The sequence below is a fragment of the Corynebacterium heidelbergense genome, assembly GCF_028609845.1.
Classification (GTDB): Bacteria; Actinomycetota; Actinomycetes; order Mycobacteriales; family Mycobacteriaceae; genus Corynebacterium; species Corynebacterium heidelbergense.
In genome coordinates this window covers 1146642-1162786 of sequence record NZ_CP063191.1, presented here as the reverse complement: position 1 = coordinate 1162786, position 16145 = coordinate 1146642, and the positions used below count along the sequence as shown (strand labels likewise).

Sequence of the window (16145 nt, the reverse complement as noted above, 5' to 3'; positions counted from 1 at the left end):
CTGGGGGGCATGACGAATTCCCTGACAGGGGGCCCCGGAAACGGCCAGCAGACGCTGGTGGCCCCCTCTATCCTCGCGGCCGACTTCGCCTTCCTGGCCCGGGATATCGCCGCCGTGCCCAGCGCGGACTGGCTGCACATCGACGTGATGGATGCGCACTTCGTGCCGAACCTTTCCTTCGGCCTGCCGGTCGCCACGGCGGTGCAGCCGCACACGGATAAGCACCTGGACGTGCACCTCATGATCGCCGACCCGCAGAGGTGGGCCGAGGACTACGCGGACTTCGACAGCGTGACCTTCCACCTGGAGGCCGTGGATTCCCTGGCCGCAGCGCGGGAACTCGCAGCACAACTGCGCGCCAGCGGCACCCTGGCCGGTATCTCCGTCAAACCGGATACCCCCGTGGACCCCTTGCTGGACCACCTCGCGGATTTCGATCTTGTCCTGGTGATGAGCGTGGAACCAGGTTTCGGCGGGCAGAAGTTCCGTCCGGAGGTGCTGGGGAAGGTGCGGGCCCTGCGCGAACGCATCGACCGGGAGGGCCTTGCCACCCTCATCGAGATCGACGGTGGCATCGGCGCCGAGACCGCGGCCCAGGCGGCCGCTGCCGGGGTGGACGTGTACGTCGCCGGCAGCTCCGTGTTCGGAGCACCGGACCCGGACGCTGCCGTGCAGCAGATCCGCCAGGCGGCAGTGCAGGCCCGATGACGCTGATAACGGGCGTGAAGGCAGTCCACTTCCGCCGCGCGGATGCGGCCGGCTGGCAAGTCGCGGGGACCACATCCCCGAACCCCCCGGTGGGATGCGTGCTCGTGGATCCGGCGGACGGTGGGGTCATCGCCACCGGCGCTACCGAGCCGCCCGGCGGCGCCCACGCGGAGATCGTGGCGCTTAGGCGGGCGGGGGAGCGGGCGCGCGGAGCCCATGCCTACGTCACCCTGGAACCCTGCAATCACACTGGGCGCACCGGGCCCTGCGCCCAGGCCCTCATCGAGGCGCAGGTGGCAGAAGTGCATTACCTCTTCGCCGATCCCTTCCGTCCCGCCGCAGGAGGCGGCGACCGGCTGCGCGCCGCGGGCGTGCGGGTCCAGGGGCCCTATCTGGACCTGCGGGAGGATGGGGTGGTCAGCTCAGATTGGTCCACCTCCACCGGGATCTACTCCGTGGAAGCCTGGTTGTTCTCCGTACTGCGGGGGCGCCCCCACGTCACTCTCAAGCTCGCCCGCACCGCCGACGGCTTCATCGCCGCCAGCGACGGCAGCAGCCAGTGGATCACCGGTCCCGCCGCCCGGGCCCGGGTGCACGCCGACCGCGCCCACCGCGATGTCATCGTGGTCGGGGCCGGGACGGTCTGCACGGACAACCCCCGCCTCACCGCCCGCCAGCCGGAGGGGACCCCCTATCCCCACCAACCCCTGCGGGTCGCCCTGGGCCGCCGAAACCTGCCCCGGGAACGCTACGCCATGTTCCAGGGCCCCCCAGAGCAGTCCCTGCACCTGCGCACCCACGATATTGCCGAGGCCCTGGCGGAACTCCGGGCCCGCGGTGTCGTGGACGTGCTGGTGGAGGGAGGTCCCACCCTGATCGGGGCCTTCCTCGCCGCGGGCATCGCCGACCGGCTCCAGTGCTACACCGCGCCGGCTGTGTTGGGCGCCGGGCTCCCTGGCGTCCACAATGATCCACAGCACCCCACCACCATGGCCGATCTCCGCCGGCTACACCCCCGCGGCCTCACGGCGCTCGGCCCGGACGTGCTGTTCATCGCCACCGCGCTAACCCCCATCCCCACCCCTCCACGGAAGGCCTAACGGACCTACACCCCATGTTCACCGGAATAGTCGAGGAAACCGGCCGCGTCGCCGCCATCGAACCCCAAGGCGATGCCATCCAACTGCGCATCGACGCCCAGACCGTCCTGCGGGACGCCGCGCCCGGGGACTCCATCTGCGTCAACGGCGTGTGCCTCACCGTCGCGGAACGCACCGAGAGCGCCTGGGTCGCAGACGTCATGAAAGTGACCCTGGACTACACCACCCTGGGCTCCCTGCAGATCGGCGATGCCGTGAACCTGGAGCGGGCCATGGCCGCGGGCGGGCGCTTCGGCGGCCACGTCGTCCAGGGCCACGTGGACGGCACCGCACAGCTACTGTCCCGGACCCCCGCCCAGCACTGGGAGGTCTACCGCTTCCGCCTCGATCGGCCCGAGGACCTGGACCGCTACCTGGTAAAGAAGGGCTCGATCACCATCAACGGCACCTCCCTGACCATCGCGGAGATAAGCGCGGGCGAATGGTTCGAGGTCTCCCTCATCCCCACCACAATGCGGGACACCATGCTGGGCCAGCTCCACCCGGGGGATAGAGTCAACGTGGAATGCGACGTGCTGGCCAAGTATGTCGAGAAGATGATTGGCCCCCGTACGCCGGAAGCTACCCAGGGTGGCGGGGCGGGACGAGCACAGGCCACCGACGAGTAGGAACGATGCACCAACAACCCATTGCGCTGGACGATGTGGAGCGGGCCATTGCGGACATCGCCGCGGGCAAGGCCGTCATCGTCGTCGATGACGAAAACCGCGAGAACGAGGGGGACCTCATCTTCGCCGCGGAGCTGGCCACGCCCGAGCTGGTGGCGTTCATGGTGCGGCACAGTTCTGGCTACGTGTGCGTGGGCATGACCGGTGCGGACTGCGATCGGCTGGGACTGCCCCCGATGGTCGGGCGCAACGAGGATGTCCGCCAGACGGCCTACACCGTCACCGTGGACGCCGCCGAATCCGTGACCACCGGCATCAGTGCCGCGGACCGGGCCCACACCATCCGGACGCTGGCGGCGGCCGAGTCCACCCGGGAGGATTTCCACCGCCCCGGGCACGTGGTTCCGCTGCGGGCCCGCGATGGGGGAGTGCTGAGCCGAGCCGGGCACACGGAGGCCAGCGTGGATCTCGCGCGCGCCGCGGGGTTGTTCCCGGCGGGCGTGCTGTGCGAGGTGGTCAGCGAGCAGGACCCGACGGGGATGGCGCGGTTGCCGGAGCTGCGGGAGTTTGCGGACGCCCACAACCTAGCGCTCATCAGCATCGAGCAACTCATCGAGTGGCGGCGGGCCCACACACCAGTGGTGGAGCGCAGCGTGTCCACCCGGATGCCCACCACCCACGGGGATTTCCGGGCCATTGGGTACACCAGCCTGGTGGACGGAGTGGAGCACGTGGCTCTCGTGGCCGGGGACGAGGAGAGCTTCGGCGCCCCGGACGCGGAGCCCGTCCTGGTGCGGGTGCACTCGGAGTGCCTGACCGGGGACGTCTTCGGCTCCCTGCGCTGCGATTGCGGGGAGCAGTTGGTGGCCGGGCTGGACCTCATCGCCGAACGGGGCCGGGGGGTACTCATCTACCTCCGCGGCCACGAGGGGCGCGGCATCGGATTGGTGCCCAAGCTGCGGGCCTACGTGTTGCAGGACGAGGGCTTGGATACGGTGGATGCAAACACCGCCCAGGGGTTGCCCGCCGACGTGCGGGAGTACAGCGCCGCGGCTCAGATCCTCAAAGACTTAGGCATCCATAAGGTGGAGCTGATCAGCAACAACCCGGCCAAGAAGGGCGCGTTGGAGCGCTACGGCATCACCGTCTGCGGGCGGGTGCCGGTGGAGCTTGAACCCAACCCGGAGAACATTCGGTACCTCCGGACGAAGCGGGACCGAATGGGCCATCAGTTGGATTCCCTGAGCTAGCGGGAGACCGCGCCGACCTACGAAAGAGAGAACTCACCATGCCCGCTGCCGGACTCAGCTCCATTCGCCTCGCCCCGGGACAGGCCGAGGGGCTGCGCGTCGCCGTCATCTCCGCGACGTGGAACGCCGCCATCGTGGACCGCCTGCACGAGCGGGCGATCCGCGCGGCCACCGACGCGGGGGCCAGCGTGACCGAGTGGCGGGTGGCCGGGGCCCTGGAGCTGCCCATCGCCGTACTGGCGGCGTGCCGCAGCTTCGACGCGGTCGTGGCCACCGGTTGCGTGATCGCGGGGGAGACGGAGCACTTCCGCGTGGTGTGTGACGCGGTGACCTACGGGCTGACCCGGGCCGGGTTGGACACGGGAACGCCCGTAGGCAACGGGGTGCTCACCGTCAACACCCCCGAGCAGGCGGAGGCCCGGGCCGGGGGTCCGGGGGCCGCAGAGGATAAGGGCGCCGATAGCGCCATCGCCGCGATCCACACGGCTTTGGTTCTGCGCGAGATCAAGGGGATAAGGTGAGTTTCGTGGATTCCGTCAACTCCAACGCCGATAGCCGCCCGCCCGACACCGAGGGCTGGCAGCTCACGGTGACCTCCGCTTACTTGCGCAAGGTGGCGATCATCGCGGCGGTAGTGGTCATGGCCGCGCACATCTTCATGGCCATCGTGGTGGGCGTGGGCAACACCGGCGTTGCCGTGACCCCGGCGGATCAGTTCGCCTTCGTGGGCATCGGGCTGATCTTCTCCGCGTGCTGCCTGGCGCTGCTGCGCCCCCGGGTGCGGGCCGGTGCTGCCGGGGTGGAGGTGCGCAACATCGCCAACGCCCAGTTCTATCCGTGGGAGATCATCTACGGGCTGAGCTTCCCGGCCTCCTCCCGCAACGCCCGTCTGGAGCTGCCGGACTTCGAGTTCGTGCCAATGCTCGCCTTCTACATCAAGGACAAGGACGTGGCCGCGAAGGTCGAGCGCTTCCGCCAGTTGGAGGATGCCTACATGCCCGACGAGGACTAGCAAGAGGCCGGTTGTCCCCCATGAGCCGACGTGCGACCTTCCGCCCAGCCCCGGGCACGATCCCCACGGAGCCCGGGGTTTACACATTTCGGGACGCCTCCGACCGCGTGATCTATGTGGGGAAGGCGAAGAATCTCAGGTCTCGCCTGTCCAACTATTTCCAGGACTATTCCCAGCTGCACCCGCGGACCCGGGCGATGGTGCAGTCCGCCGCCGCGGTGCGGTGGACCGTGGTGGCCTCCGAGCTGGAGGCGCTCAACCTGGAGTACACGTGGATTAAGCGGTTTAATCCCCGGTTCAACGTCATGTACCGGGATGACAAGACGTACCCAATGCTGGCCATCAGCGTGAAGGAAGAGATCCCCCGGGCCTTCCTCTACCGCGGCCCCCGGCGCAAGGGCGTTCGCTACTACGGGCCCTACCCGAAGGCGTGGGCGATCCGGGAGACCCTGGAATCCCTGACCCGAGTGTTCCCCATCCGCACCTGCTCGGCGGGTGTGTACCGGCGCCACGAGGCCCTCGGGCGGCCCTGCCTGCTGGGATACATCGACCGCTGCTCCGCGCCGTGCGTGGGGACGGTGAGTCCCGCCGAGCACCGGGAGCTGGTGGATCAGTTCTCCAGCTTCCTGGCCGGTAATACGGAGCCGGTGCTGCGCCGGGTGCGCCGGGAGATGGAGGTGGCCAGCGAGAACCTGGACTTCGAGCGCGCCGCCAGCCTGCGCGACCAGCTGGGCGCGATGACGAAGGCCATGGAGAAGCAGGCCGTGGTGTTCTCGGACGCCACTGACGCGGACCTCGTGGGCCTCGTGACGGACGAGCTGGAGGCGGCCGTGCAGATCTTCCACGTTCGCGGCGGGCGCATCCACGGCCAGCGTGGCTGGGTGGTCGAGCGCGACGACGTCGCCGATTCCACGGTCATTGCCAACTTCCTCACCCAGTTCTACGGGGAAGAGGCGGAGCTGGCCACGGCCACGGAGACGGCCGTGGGCGGCGCGAGCTCCCCGGGGGTAGACCGTTCCCTGGCGCGGGTCATGAACCCGGCAACGGTCACGGCGCTGGGGGACCTCGTGGGCGACAAGCAGGTCACGCCCGTGCCCCGGGAAATTCTGGTTCCCACGATCCCGGACGATGCGGACCGGTTGGGGGAATGGCTCAGCGGCCTGCGCGGCGCGGCGGTGAACATCCGGGTGCCCCAGCGCGGGGACAAGAAGGCGCTCATGGAGACGGCCCAGTCCAACGCGCAGCAGGCCCTCAAGCAGCACAAGTTGAAGCGCACCGGGGACATCACCGCCCGCTCGGCCGCCCTCCACGAACTGCAGGAGGCGTTGTGGCTCGATTCCTCCCCGCTGCGCATCGAGTGCATCGACGTCTCCCATATTCAGGGCACGGATGTGGTCGCCAGCCTGGTGGTGTTCGAAGATGGGTTGCCGAAGAAGTCGGACTACCGGCGCTACAAGATCCGCCAGGCCGCCGGGGAGGGGCACTCCGACGACGTGGCCAGCATCGCGGAGGTGGTGCGCCGCCGCTTCCAGCGGCACGTGGAGGACAAGCTCGCCGTTCCCGCCGGGGACGAGGGCGGGGAGCTGCTGGAGGGGGAGGAGGGGCTGAGTTCCGCCCCGCCCAAGCGGGCCTTCGCGTACCCTCCGCAGCTATTCGTCGTCGATGGCGGCAAGCCCCAGGTGGCCGCGGCGCAGGCCGTGCTAGAGGAGTTGGGGGTCACCGACGTGGCCCTGGTGGGCATCGCCAAGCGCCTGGAGGAGCTGTGGTTGCCGGGGGAGGATTATCCGGTGATCGTGGCCCGCAACTCCCCGGCGCTGTACCTCATCCAGAACCTCCGGGATGAGGCCCACCGCTTCGCCATCACCTTTCACCGTCAACAGCGCAGCGCCCGGATGCGCCGGTCCGCGTTGGACGACATTTCCGGCCTGGGCCCGAAGCGGCGCAAGCAACTGGTCAGCCAGTTCGGATCGGTGGCCCGGATCAAGCAGGCCAGCGTTGCCGATATCGCCGAGGTGGAGGGCTTCGGCCCCGCCCTGGCGGAGGCGGTTTACGCCGCCCTGCACCGCAAAGAGGGGTTAGAGTAGCGGGCATGAGCAGGTTGGACTCCCCTGGCGAACAGATGGACCACAAGGCCCCCTCCCTCGTCCTCATCACGGGCATGTCCGGCGCGGGTCGGCGGACCACGGCTGCCGCCCTGGAGGAGATGGGCTGGTATGTGGCGGATAACCTGCCCCCGGAGTTGATCATGCGGATGGTAGAGCTCACCTTCGCCGACGATTCCCCGGTGGAGCGGTTGGCGATTGTCACGGATGTACGCTCCCGGGCCTTTGCGGGCAACCTGACCGGTGTTCTGGATTCGTTGACCAGCTCCGGCAGGCGCCCGGTGATGCTCTTTTTGGACGCCGATGACCGCGAGCTGATCACCCGCTACGACACGGTGCGACGTTCCCACCCGCTGCAGGGGGAGGGGACCCTGCAGGAGGGCATTGACCGGGAACGCGAGATGCTCGCGGATATCCGGGCGCGGGCGGACATCATCGTGGACACGACCAATTCCAGCGTGCATGATCTGCGGCGCACCCTGGAGACGGAGTTCAGCGAATTGCACGGTTCCGGGGTGCGCATCAACCTGCAGTCCTTCGGCTTCAAGCACGGGGCGCCAAAGGACGTGGATGTGCTGCTGGACGCACGGTTTCTGCCCAATCCGTATTGGGTGTCGGAGCTGCGGAATTTCCGCGGGGTGGATAAGCCAGTCGCGGATTACGTGCTGGGCCAAGCGGGTTCCCAGGAGTTCGTGGATTCGGCCCTGCACCTGCTATTGGCGATGCTGCCGGGTTATCACCGGGAGGGGAAGAACTTCGTGTCCGTCGCCGTGGGCTGCACGGGCGGCCATCACCGCAGTGTCGCGGTAGTGGAGGAGCTGGCCCGCCGACTCATGGCGGAGGGGGCACCGGTGCGCGTGGTGCACCGGGATCTCAACAACGACCGGAAGAGTTAGGCCAGTTCATGGTCGAGAGGATGCGGCAGATGGAGCGGATTGCGTGTTTGGGGGGCGGTCATGGACTGTTCTCCACTTTGCGCGCGAGCAGGCAGGTCGCGGACCACGTCACGGCCATTGTCACGGTCGCGGACGACGGCGGTTCTTCCGGGCGAATGCGCCGGGAGTTTGGCTCTCTGCCGCCGGGAGACTTGCGGATGGCCCTGGCGGCGCTGACGAAGGATTCCGAGCGCGGCCGGTTGTGGGAGGAGTTGCTGCAGCACCGATTTGGGGGCAATGGTGCGCTCAAAGGGCATGCCGTGGGCAACTTCCTCATCACGGGGCTGTCCCAGGTGATGGGTGACGATATCGCCGCTCTGGACGAGATCGGGCGCCTCCTGGGCATCAAGGGCCGGGTAGTCCCCATGAGCCCGGAGCCGCTGGATTTAGAGGCGGAGGTGCTCGGTTTGGAGGAGGACCCCCGGGAAGTCATCGCCGTGCGCGGCCAGGTGGCGGTGGCCTCCACGCTGGGAGAGGTCCGGCGCGTGCGGCTCATCCCCACGGACCCCCCGGCGGCGGATCCGGCGGTGGAGGCTATCCACCGCGCGGATGTGGTGACCTTGGGTCCCGGTTCCTGGTTTTCTTCCGTCATTCCCCATGTTCTGGTCCCCGGAATTGTGGACGCCCTTAACACGACCGCGGCGACCAAGGTCATGATCATGAACCTCGTCTCCGAGCCGGGGGAGACCAGTCACATGTCCATGGAGCACCACATCCACATGATCCGGCAGCACTGCCCCAGCCTGACTATCGACGTCATCGTTGTGGACCTGTCCACGATGCCTGGGGCCGCCGTGCGCCGCCACGTGGAACGGGCTGCCGCCACGTTGGGGGCCCGCGTGATCTACCGGGATGTGCGGGAGGACGACAATCGCGGCCGCTGGACAGACCGACACATGCCGGACAAGTTGGCCGCGGTCCTCTCGGAGATCGCTGCCTGCCCCCACGCGGACGTGGCGGAGTTGCAGAACATCCCGCCGGAGTACTGATCGCTCAGCCGCGCCCCGAAGCGGTGCCGGGGGGTATTGTGTGTGTGCCAACAGCCTTCGAGAGGACGGTAGAAAAGCGACGTGGCCCTAACTCAGGACATGAAGGACGAGCTTGCCCGGGTGCCCGTGAGCGCCACCGACGTGCAGACCGCCGAAGTGGCCAGCCTGTTGCGCTATAGCGCGGCGCTGCACCTCGTCTCCCGTTCCATCGTGATCGAGTCCGAGGTGGATAGCGCCGCCACCGCCCGCCGCATCATGGGTTTTGTTTCGGACCTCTACAACATCAACGCCGAGCTGCAGGTGGTTGGGGCCAGCAATCTGCGCCGCTCCGCCCGCTATGTCATGCGGTGGACCGATGGTGGGACGGAGCTGGCCCGGCGCACGGGGCTTATCGACCGAGTCGGCCGACCCGTCCGCGGGCTGCCCCGGGCTATTATCGGGGGAACGAAGCAGCAGTGCGTCGCGGCGTGGCGGGGGGCCTTTTTGGCCCGGGGCTCCCTCACCGAGCCGGGTCGGGCCTCCGCGCTGGAGGTTGCTACCCCCTCCAACGAGGCGGCGCTGGCCCTGGTGGGCACGGCCCGCCGCGTGGGCGTGACTGCGAAGACGAAGGAGACCCGGAACATCCACCGGGTGGTCATCCGCGACGGCGAGTCCATCGGTGCGCTGCTGACCATGATGGGGGCCCAGTCCACCCGGCTGACTTGGGAGGAACAGCGGATGCGCCGGGAGGTGCGGGCCACCGCCAACCGGCTGGCGAACTTCGACGATGCCAACCTCCGGCGCTCGGCCCGGGCCGCTGTCGCCGCCGCCGCCCGGGTGGAGCGGGCCCTCGAGCTGCTGGGGGAAGACGTGCCCGAGCATCTGGCCGAAGCCGGGCAGTTGCGGGTGCAACACCGCCAGGCCTCGTTGGAGGAGCTAGGTCAATTAGCCCAACCGCCGATGACGAAGGATGCCGTGGCCGGCCGAGTCCGCCGCTTGCTGTCCATGGCGGATCGTCGTGCCGAGGAGCTGGGGGTGCCCGACACGCATGCGGCGGTTACCGAGGATCTCTTTACTGACGTGGACTAATACCGCGTCCGGCGGGGGCGAGGGTTCACCCGGCCCCGCTGCGCAGCGCCAGGGACGCGGGTACGCTGAAGACAGTAAAACAATTCAATGTGATGATTTCTACCTATCACGACCCAGTCAAAGGAGACTTAACGTGACGATCCGCGTTGGCATCAACGGCTTCGGCCGCATTGGCCGCAACTTCTTCCGCGCCATCCGCAACACGAAGGCGGACATCGAGGTTGTGGGCATCAATGACCTGACTGACAACAAGACTCTCTCCGCCCTGCTGAAGAGCGACTCCGTGATGGGCCGCCTGGAGGCAGAGGTCACTTACGACGACGAGTCCATCACCGTCGACGGTCACCGCATCGCCGTCTCCGCCGAGCGGGATCCGAAGAACCTCAAGTGGGGCGAACTCGGGGCAGACATCGTCATCGAGTCCACGGGCTTCTTCACGGACGCTAACGACGCCCGCGCTCACATCGAGGCCGGTGCGAAGAAGGTCATCATCTCCGCTCCCGCGAAGAACGAGGACGCCACCTTCGTGATGGGGGTCAACCACGAGACCTACGATCCGGCCGACCACACCATCGTGTCCAACGCCTCCTGCACCACGAACTGCCTCGCGCCGCTGGCCAAGGCCCTCAACGACGAGTTCGGCATCGTCAAGGGCCTCATGACCACCATCCACGCCTACACCGGCGACCAGCGCCTCCACGACGCTCCGCACAAGGACCTGCGCCGCGCCCGCGCCGCCGCCGTGAACCTCGTGCCCACCTCCACCGGTGCCGCCAAGGCCGTCTCCCTCGTTCTGCCCGAGCTCAAGGGCAAGCTGGACGGCTACGCCGTGCGTGTGCCGGTCATCACCGGCTCCGTCACCGACCTGACCTTCGAGGCCGAGAAGCCGGTCTCCGTGGAGGCCGTGAACGCCGCCCTGAAGAAGGCCGCCGAGGGCCCGCTGAAGGGCATTGCCAAGTACTCCAACGATGAGCCGCTGGTCTCCACCGACATCGTCGGCGATCCGCACTCCTCCATCTTCGACTCTGGCCTGACCAAGGTCATCGACAACCAGGTGAAGGTCGTCTCCTGGTACGACAACGAGTGGGGCTACTCCTGCCGCCTCGTGGACCTGGCCACCTACATCGGTGAGCGCCTCTAAGCCACGCCGGAAATGAGCACACAGCGGTCGGTCCGTATACCCCGGCCGCTGTTCTGTCGTTTCGGGCAGCTCACACCCTTCCCACCTTCCACACTCTCACTCCCGGGCGCTCGCGCCGGAAAGTAGGTTCACCATGGCCGTCAAAACCGTTCAAGATCTCATCGCTGAGGGGGTAGAGGGCCGCCACGTCCTCGTTCGCTCCGACCTCAACGTCCCGCTGTCCGACGGGCAGATCACCGACCCCGGGCGCATCGACGCCTCCCTGCCCACCCTCCGCGCACTGCTGGAGGCCGGGGCCCGCGTGATCGTGTCCGCCCACCTGGGTCGCCCCAAGGGCGAAGTGAAGCCGGAGTTCTCCCTGGCCCCTGTGGCCGAGGCCCTGTCGGAGCGGCTCGACCAATTCGTCCCGCTGGCCGGGGACGTTACCGGCGAGGATGCCCACGAGCGAGCCAATGGGCTCAACGACGGGGATATCCTCCTGTTGGAAAACGTCCGCTTCGATGCGCGGGAAACGTCCAAGGACGCCGCCGAGCGGGAGGCCTTCGCCGCAGAACTGGCCGACCTCACCGGTGATAACGGCGCCTTCGTCTCCGACGGCTTCGGCGTCGTCCACCGCAAGCAGGCCTCCGTCTACGACGTCGCCCAGAAGCTTCCCCACTACGCCGGCGGCCTGGTGGAGACGGAGCTAGAGGTCCTGGAAAAGGTCTCCGGCTCGCCGGAGCAGCCCTACGTTGTGGTGCTCGGCGGCTCCAAGGTCTCCGATAAGTTGGGCGTGATCGAGGCGCTGGCCCCCAAGGTGGACCAGCTCATCATCGGCGGTGGCATGTGCTTCACCTTCCTCGCGGCCCAGGGCTACGAGGTCGGCGGCTCCCTGCTGCAGGAGGACCAGGTAGACAACTGCAAGCAGTTGATGGAGAAGTACGGGGACGCCATCGTCCTCCCCGTGGACGTGGAGGTGGGGGAGGGCTTCGACAAGAACACCGACCACCGCACGGTCAACCTGGACTCCATCCCGGCCGGCTGGATGGGCCTGGACATCGGCCCGAAGTCCGTGGAGAAGTTCAGCGAGATCCTCGGCCGCGCGAAGACGATCTTCTGGAACGGCCCAATGGGCGTGTTTGAGTTCGAAGCTTTCTCCCACGGGACCCGCGGGGTCGCGCAGGCCATTATCGACGCCACCTCCGCTGGTGCCTTCAGCGTGGTGGGTGGCGGGGACTCCGCCGCCGCCGTCCGCACCCTCGGACTGGAAGAAGATGGCTTCAGCCACATCTCCACCGGCGGCGGGGCCTCCCTGGAGTTCCTCGAGGGCAAGTCGCTGCCCGGGGTCGCCGTCCTCGAAAGCTAGCCCCCGCACACCTATCCGCACAGCTCTGTTAGCCAGAAAGAGGCAATTATGGCCCGCACACCGTTGATCGCAGGCAACTGGAAGATGAACCTCAACCACCTGGAGGCCATCCAGGTCGTGCAGAAGTTCAGCTTCGCCCTGCCCAAGGACATGTACGACACCGTGGATGTGGCGTTCATCCCCCCGTTCACCGATATCCGCTCCATCCAGACCCTGGTCGACGGGGACAAGCTGCAGGTGTCCTACGGTGCCCAGGATGTCTCCACGCATGAATCCGGCGCCTACACCGGCGAGATCTCCGCCGCCATGCTCGCCAAGCTGGGCTGCTCCTGGGTTGTCGTCGGACACTCCGAGCGTCGCCAGTACCACGAGGAATCCAACGAACTCGTCGCCGCGAAGGCCGCGGCCGCCCTCGGTGCCGGGATGTCCCCCATCGTATGTGTGGGGGAGCCCCTGGAGGTCCGCGAGGAGGGCAAGCACGTGGATTACGTCACCGAGCAGACCCGCCAGTCCCTGGAAGGCCTGACCGATGAACAGCTCGCCCGCACCGTGATCGCCTACGAGCCCGTGTGGGCCATAGGAACGGGCAAGGTCGCCGGGGCCGGGGACGCCCAGGAAGTGTGCGCGGCCATCCGCGAGCTCCTGCGTTCCATCGCCAGCCCGGAGGTCGCCGAGGGCGCACGCATCCTCTACGGCGGCTCCGTGAAGACGGACTCCATCGGTGAACTCATCGCCCAGCCCGACGTCGATGGCGGCCTCGTGGGCGGTGCCAGCCTCGACGGGGAGGACTTCGCCCGCCTCGTCGCCGCTGCAGCCCAGGCCCACACCAGCTAGTCTCGAACACCCCAGCCACTCGCCGTTGCCCGGCCTCTCTTTTGGAGAGCCCCCGCAACGGCGGCCTCTTTTCCCCGAGCATTGGAAGTGATCACCCGCCATGACTACCCCCGACGCAAACCAGCGCACCATCCCGGGTACCGAGATTCCGATCGTCCCCCCGGATCTGGACAATGACGGCATCACTCCCACCGTGCGAGACGACGTGCGCTTCCTTGGCCACGTCCTCGGCGCCGTCGTGCGCGAGCAGGAGGGCGACGAGGTCTTCGACCTCGTGGAGAAGTCCCGCAAGCACGCCTTCGACATCCGCCACGGTGAATCCGGCCTGCAGGACCTGGCCCGCCGCTACCACGAGCTGCCCTCCGAGACCGCGGTGCCCGTCATCCGCGCCTTCACCTACTTCGCCCTCCTCGCCAACCTGGCCGAGGACCTCCACGAGGAGCGCAAGCGGGATAAAGCTGCCGATGCAGGGGAGGCCGCGAAGCCCTCCTCCCTGGATTACACGTGGGAGGCGCTCGAGGCTGAGGGCGTCCCCAAAGAACAAATCATCGAGACGCTCGCCGGGGCCCTGGTCGCCCCCGTTCTCACCGCCCACCCCACCGAGACCCGCCGCCGCACCGTCTTCGACGTGCAGGCGGACATCACCGCCCTCATGCGCGAACGCGGCGCGATCCTCCGGGCGCCCCGGACCGCCCGCACCGACAGCCAGCTCGCCGACATCGAACTGGCCGTGCGCCGCCGCATCACCCTGTTGTGGCAAACGGCCCTCATCCGCTCCGCGAGACCTCGCATCCAAGACGAGGTGAACGTGGGCATGCGCTACTACGGCATCAGCCTGCTGGGGGAAATCCCCGCGATCAACCGGCGCGTCGCCGACGAGCTCACCCAGCGTTACGGGCAGGACATCCCGCGGACCCCCATCGTCCGCCCCGGCACCTGGATCGGCGGCGATCACGACGGTAACCCCTTCGTCACCGCCCAAACCGTCACCTTTGCCACCGAGCGGGCCGCCCAAACCATCTTCGCGCACTACATCTGTATGCTCGCTGAGCTGGAGCACGAGCTGTCGCTGTCCTCCCGGCTCACCGCCGTGACCGAGGAGCTGGAGACGCTGGCCGCCCGCGGTCACAACGATGTCCCCTCCCGCGCCGACGAACCCTTCCGCCGCGCCCTCCACGGCATCCGAGGGCGAACCACCGCCACCGCCAGTGCCACCCTGGGCCGGGACGTTGTCGCCAGGTTCATCGCCACGGGCGCTATCGAGGACGACCACGAGCCCTACGGCGGGCCGGGGGAGCTCCTGGACGATCTGCGCATCGTGGACCGCGCTTTGCGGGAAACCCTCGGGGAGCTCGTCGCAGACCACAAACTGGCTGACCTCATCACCGCCGTGGCCACGTTCGGCTTCCACCTTTCCAGCCTGGACCTGCGGCAGAACTCCGAGAGCCACGAGGAGATCCTTACCGAGGTCTTCCGCCGCGCGGGCGTACACCCCAACTACGCGGAGCTGGGGGAGGAGGAGCGCGTGGAACTGCTGCGCGAGGAGTTGTCCTCCCCCCGCCCCCTCGTCGATCCCCGCGCCACCTGGTCCGAGGTGACCGAGCGGGAACTCGGCATCTACCGGGCGGCAGCGGACGCGGTGGAGAAGTTCGGCCCGGACGTGATTCCGCACTGCATCATTTCCATGGCCACCAGCGTCTCGGACGTGCTGGAGCCGATGATCCTGCTCAAGGAGGTCGGCCTCTTCGCCGCCGAGGGTGGGGAACCCCACGGCAGCGTGGACGTTATCCCCCTGTTCGAGACGATCGACGACCTGGCTGGGGGAGCCCGCGTCATGCGGCAGCTCTGGGATCTGCCCTTCTACCGGCACTACCTGGCCCAGCGGGACAACGTGCAGGAAATCATGCTGGGGTACTCCGATTCCAATAAGGACGGCGGGTACTTCGCGGCGAACTGGGCCCTCTTCGATGCAGAGCTGGCGCTCGTTGCCGCCGCCCGGGACGCGGGCGTGGGGCTGCGGTTGTTCCACGGGCGAGGTGGCACGGTCGGCCGCGGTGGCGGCCCCTCCTATGACGCGATCCTGGCGCAGCCCGATGGTGCCGTTCAGGGGCGGGTGCGGATCACCGAACAGGGGGAGATCATCTCCGCCAAGTACGGGGAGGCCCACAGCGCCCGGCGCAACCTGGAGGCCCTGGTCGCGGCAACCCTCGAGGCGAGCCTGTTGCCCCTGGGCTCCATCGAGGACCCGGAGCGCGCCTACGCGATCATGCGGGAGATCTCGCAGCTCAGCCGAACCGCCTACGCCAAGCTCATGCACGAGGACGATGGCTTCATCGAATACTTCACCAGCTCCACCCCGCTCGGGGAGATCGGGAGCTTGAACATTGGATCGCGTCCCTCCTCCCGCAAGCAGACCAAGGAGATCGCGGACCTCCGGGCCATCCCCTGGGTGCTGTCCTGGTCCCAATCCCGGACGATGGTGCCTGGGTGGTTCGGCGTGGGAACCGCGCTGCAGCAGTGGATCGAGACCGGCGGGTCCGAGGTGCTGGAGGATCCCGTGACGGCCGACCTGACCCCCGAGCAGCGCACCACCTACCTGTGCGAGCTGCACCGCCGGTGGCCCTTCTTCGCCACCGTACTGTCCAACATGGCCCAGGTGATGGCCAAGGCGGACATGGGTGTGACGGAGATGTATTCGCAGCTTGTGGAGGATTCCGCGGTGGCCCAGCGCATTCTCGGCGCGATCCGCTCCGAGTACGCCCTTACGGTGGAGATGTTCCGCAAGGTCACTAACCGCAGCTCGCTGCTGTCCGATAACCCCGAGCTGGCGGTCTCCGTGCGCAGCCGCTTCCCCTACCTGCTGCCATTGAACGTCCTCCAGGTGGAACTGCTGCGCCGCTACCGCGCTGGCGATGACTCCGAGGCCGTGCGCAGCGGTATCCTGCTGACGATGAATGGCCTCGCCACGGGGTTGCGCAACTCTGGCTAGCTTC

Annotated in this window: 14 protein-coding genes; all 14 read left to right on the top strand. The window is 67.8% G+C overall.

Going from position 1 to position 16145, the window contains the following annotated elements; genetic code table 11:
• Positions 1–9: 9 nt before the first annotated feature.
• The 14 genes from rpe to ppc all read left to right on the top strand — a co-directional run bounded on the left by rpe (position 10) and on the right by ppc (position 16141).
• Positions 10–708 (top strand): ribulose-phosphate 3-epimerase, encoded by a 699-nt coding sequence (gene rpe, locus CHEID_RS05140; RefSeq protein ID WP_112769432.1) that lies wholly within the window; start codon positions 10–12, stop codon positions 706–708.
• Entirely contained in the window at positions 705–1808 is a 1104-nt protein-coding gene (ribD, locus tag CHEID_RS05135) for a bifunctional diaminohydroxyphosphoribosylaminopyrimidine deaminase/5-amino-6-(5-phosphoribosylamino)uracil reductase RibD (RefSeq protein WP_273660950.1), read from the top strand. The genes rpe and ribD overlap by 4 nt, the downstream gene beginning before the upstream one ends.
• A gap of 14 nt (positions 1809–1822) precedes the next feature.
• Positions 1823–2476, top strand: a complete 654-nt coding sequence (locus CHEID_RS05130) for a riboflavin synthase (RefSeq protein ID WP_112769495.1) — start codon at positions 1823–1825, stop codon at positions 2474–2476.
• A 5-nt stretch (positions 2477–2481) separates the two neighbouring features.
• On the top strand, positions 2482–3726 hold the full coding sequence (locus tag CHEID_RS05125) for a bifunctional 3,4-dihydroxy-2-butanone-4-phosphate synthase/GTP cyclohydrolase II (RefSeq protein WP_112769496.1): 1245 nt from the start codon (positions 2482–2484) through the stop codon (positions 3724–3726).
• 38 nt (positions 3727–3764) lie between these two features.
• A complete protein-coding gene (gene ribH, locus CHEID_RS05120; RefSeq protein ID WP_112769497.1) occupies positions 3765–4247 on the top strand; it encodes a 6,7-dimethyl-8-ribityllumazine synthase in 483 nt (160 codons plus the stop codon).
• Positions 4244–4738 carry a PH domain-containing protein gene (locus CHEID_RS05115; protein ID WP_420536368.1) on the top strand — a complete coding sequence of 165 codons (495 nt, stop codon included), beginning with the start codon at positions 4244–4246 and terminating at the stop codon, positions 4736–4738. The genes ribH and CHEID_RS05115 overlap by 4 nt, the downstream gene beginning before the upstream one ends.
• 20 nt (positions 4739–4758) lie before the next feature.
• Positions 4759–6822 (top strand): excinuclease ABC subunit UvrC, encoded by a 2064-nt coding sequence (gene uvrC / locus CHEID_RS05110; protein ID WP_273661432.1) that lies wholly within the window; start codon positions 4759–4761, stop codon positions 6820–6822.
• Positions 6823–6827: 5 nt separating this feature from the next.
• Positions 6828–7736: an RNase adapter RapZ gene (gene rapZ, locus CHEID_RS05105; protein ID WP_181645909.1), complete on the top strand. Its 909-nt coding sequence runs from the start codon at positions 6828–6830 to the stop codon at positions 7734–7736.
• A 29-nt stretch (positions 7737–7765) separates the two neighbouring features.
• The gene (locus CHEID_RS05100; protein WP_181645910.1) at positions 7766–8764 is read left to right on the top strand and encodes a gluconeogenesis factor YvcK family protein; all 999 of its coding nucleotides are present in this window, start codon (positions 7766–7768) and stop codon (positions 8762–8764) included.
• A gap of 81 nt (positions 8765–8845) precedes the next feature.
• On the top strand, positions 8846–9832 hold the full coding sequence (gene whiA / locus CHEID_RS05095; RefSeq protein ID WP_112769500.1) for a DNA-binding protein WhiA: 987 nt from the start codon (positions 8846–8848) through the stop codon (positions 9830–9832).
• 133 nt (positions 9833–9965) lie between these two features.
• Positions 9966–10973, top strand: a complete 1008-nt coding sequence (gap, locus tag CHEID_RS05090) for a type I glyceraldehyde-3-phosphate dehydrogenase (protein ID WP_112769501.1) — start codon at positions 9966–9968, stop codon at positions 10971–10973.
• A 133-nt stretch (positions 10974–11106) separates the two neighbouring features.
• Positions 11107–12318: a phosphoglycerate kinase gene (locus tag CHEID_RS05085; RefSeq protein ID WP_112769502.1), complete on the top strand. Its 1212-nt coding sequence runs from the start codon at positions 11107–11109 to the stop codon at positions 12316–12318.
• Between the two features lie 48 nt (positions 12319–12366).
• Positions 12367–13152: a triose-phosphate isomerase gene (tpiA, locus tag CHEID_RS05080; RefSeq protein WP_112769503.1), complete on the top strand. Its 786-nt coding sequence runs from the start codon at positions 12367–12369 to the stop codon at positions 13150–13152.
• A 181-nt stretch (positions 13153–13333) separates the two neighbouring features.
• Positions 13334–16141, top strand: coding sequence for a phosphoenolpyruvate carboxylase (gene ppc, locus CHEID_RS05075; RefSeq protein WP_273661485.1), 2808 nt, complete (start codon positions 13334–13336; stop codon positions 16139–16141).
• The last annotated feature ends 4 nt before the right edge of the window (positions 16142–16145 follow it).

Coding starts and splice junctions, on each gene's coding strand:
- rpe (WP_112769432.1), top strand. CDS start 10: ATGACGAATTCCCTGACAGGGGGCCCCGGAAACGGCCAGCAGACGCTG.
- ribD (WP_273660950.1), top strand. CDS start 705: ATGACGCTGATAACGGGCGTGAAGGCAGTCCACTTCCGCCGCGCGGAT.
- CHEID_RS05130 (WP_112769495.1), top strand. CDS start 1,823: ATGTTCACCGGAATAGTCGAGGAAACCGGCCGCGTCGCCGCCATCGAA.
- CHEID_RS05125 (WP_112769496.1), top strand. CDS start 2,482: ATGCACCAACAACCCATTGCGCTGGACGATGTGGAGCGGGCCATTGCG.
- ribH (WP_112769497.1), top strand. CDS start 3,765: ATGCCCGCTGCCGGACTCAGCTCCATTCGCCTCGCCCCGGGACAGGCC.
- uvrC (WP_273661432.1), top strand. CDS start 4,759: ATGAGCCGACGTGCGACCTTCCGCCCAGCCCCGGGCACGATCCCCACG.
- rapZ (WP_181645909.1), top strand. CDS start 6,828: ATGAGCAGGTTGGACTCCCCTGGCGAACAGATGGACCACAAGGCCCCC.
- CHEID_RS05100 (WP_181645910.1), top strand. CDS start 7,766: ATGGAGCGGATTGCGTGTTTGGGGGGCGGTCATGGACTGTTCTCCACT.
- CHEID_RS05085 (WP_112769502.1), top strand. CDS start 11,107: ATGGCCGTCAAAACCGTTCAAGATCTCATCGCTGAGGGGGTAGAGGGC.
- tpiA (WP_112769503.1), top strand. CDS start 12,367: ATGGCCCGCACACCGTTGATCGCAGGCAACTGGAAGATGAACCTCAAC.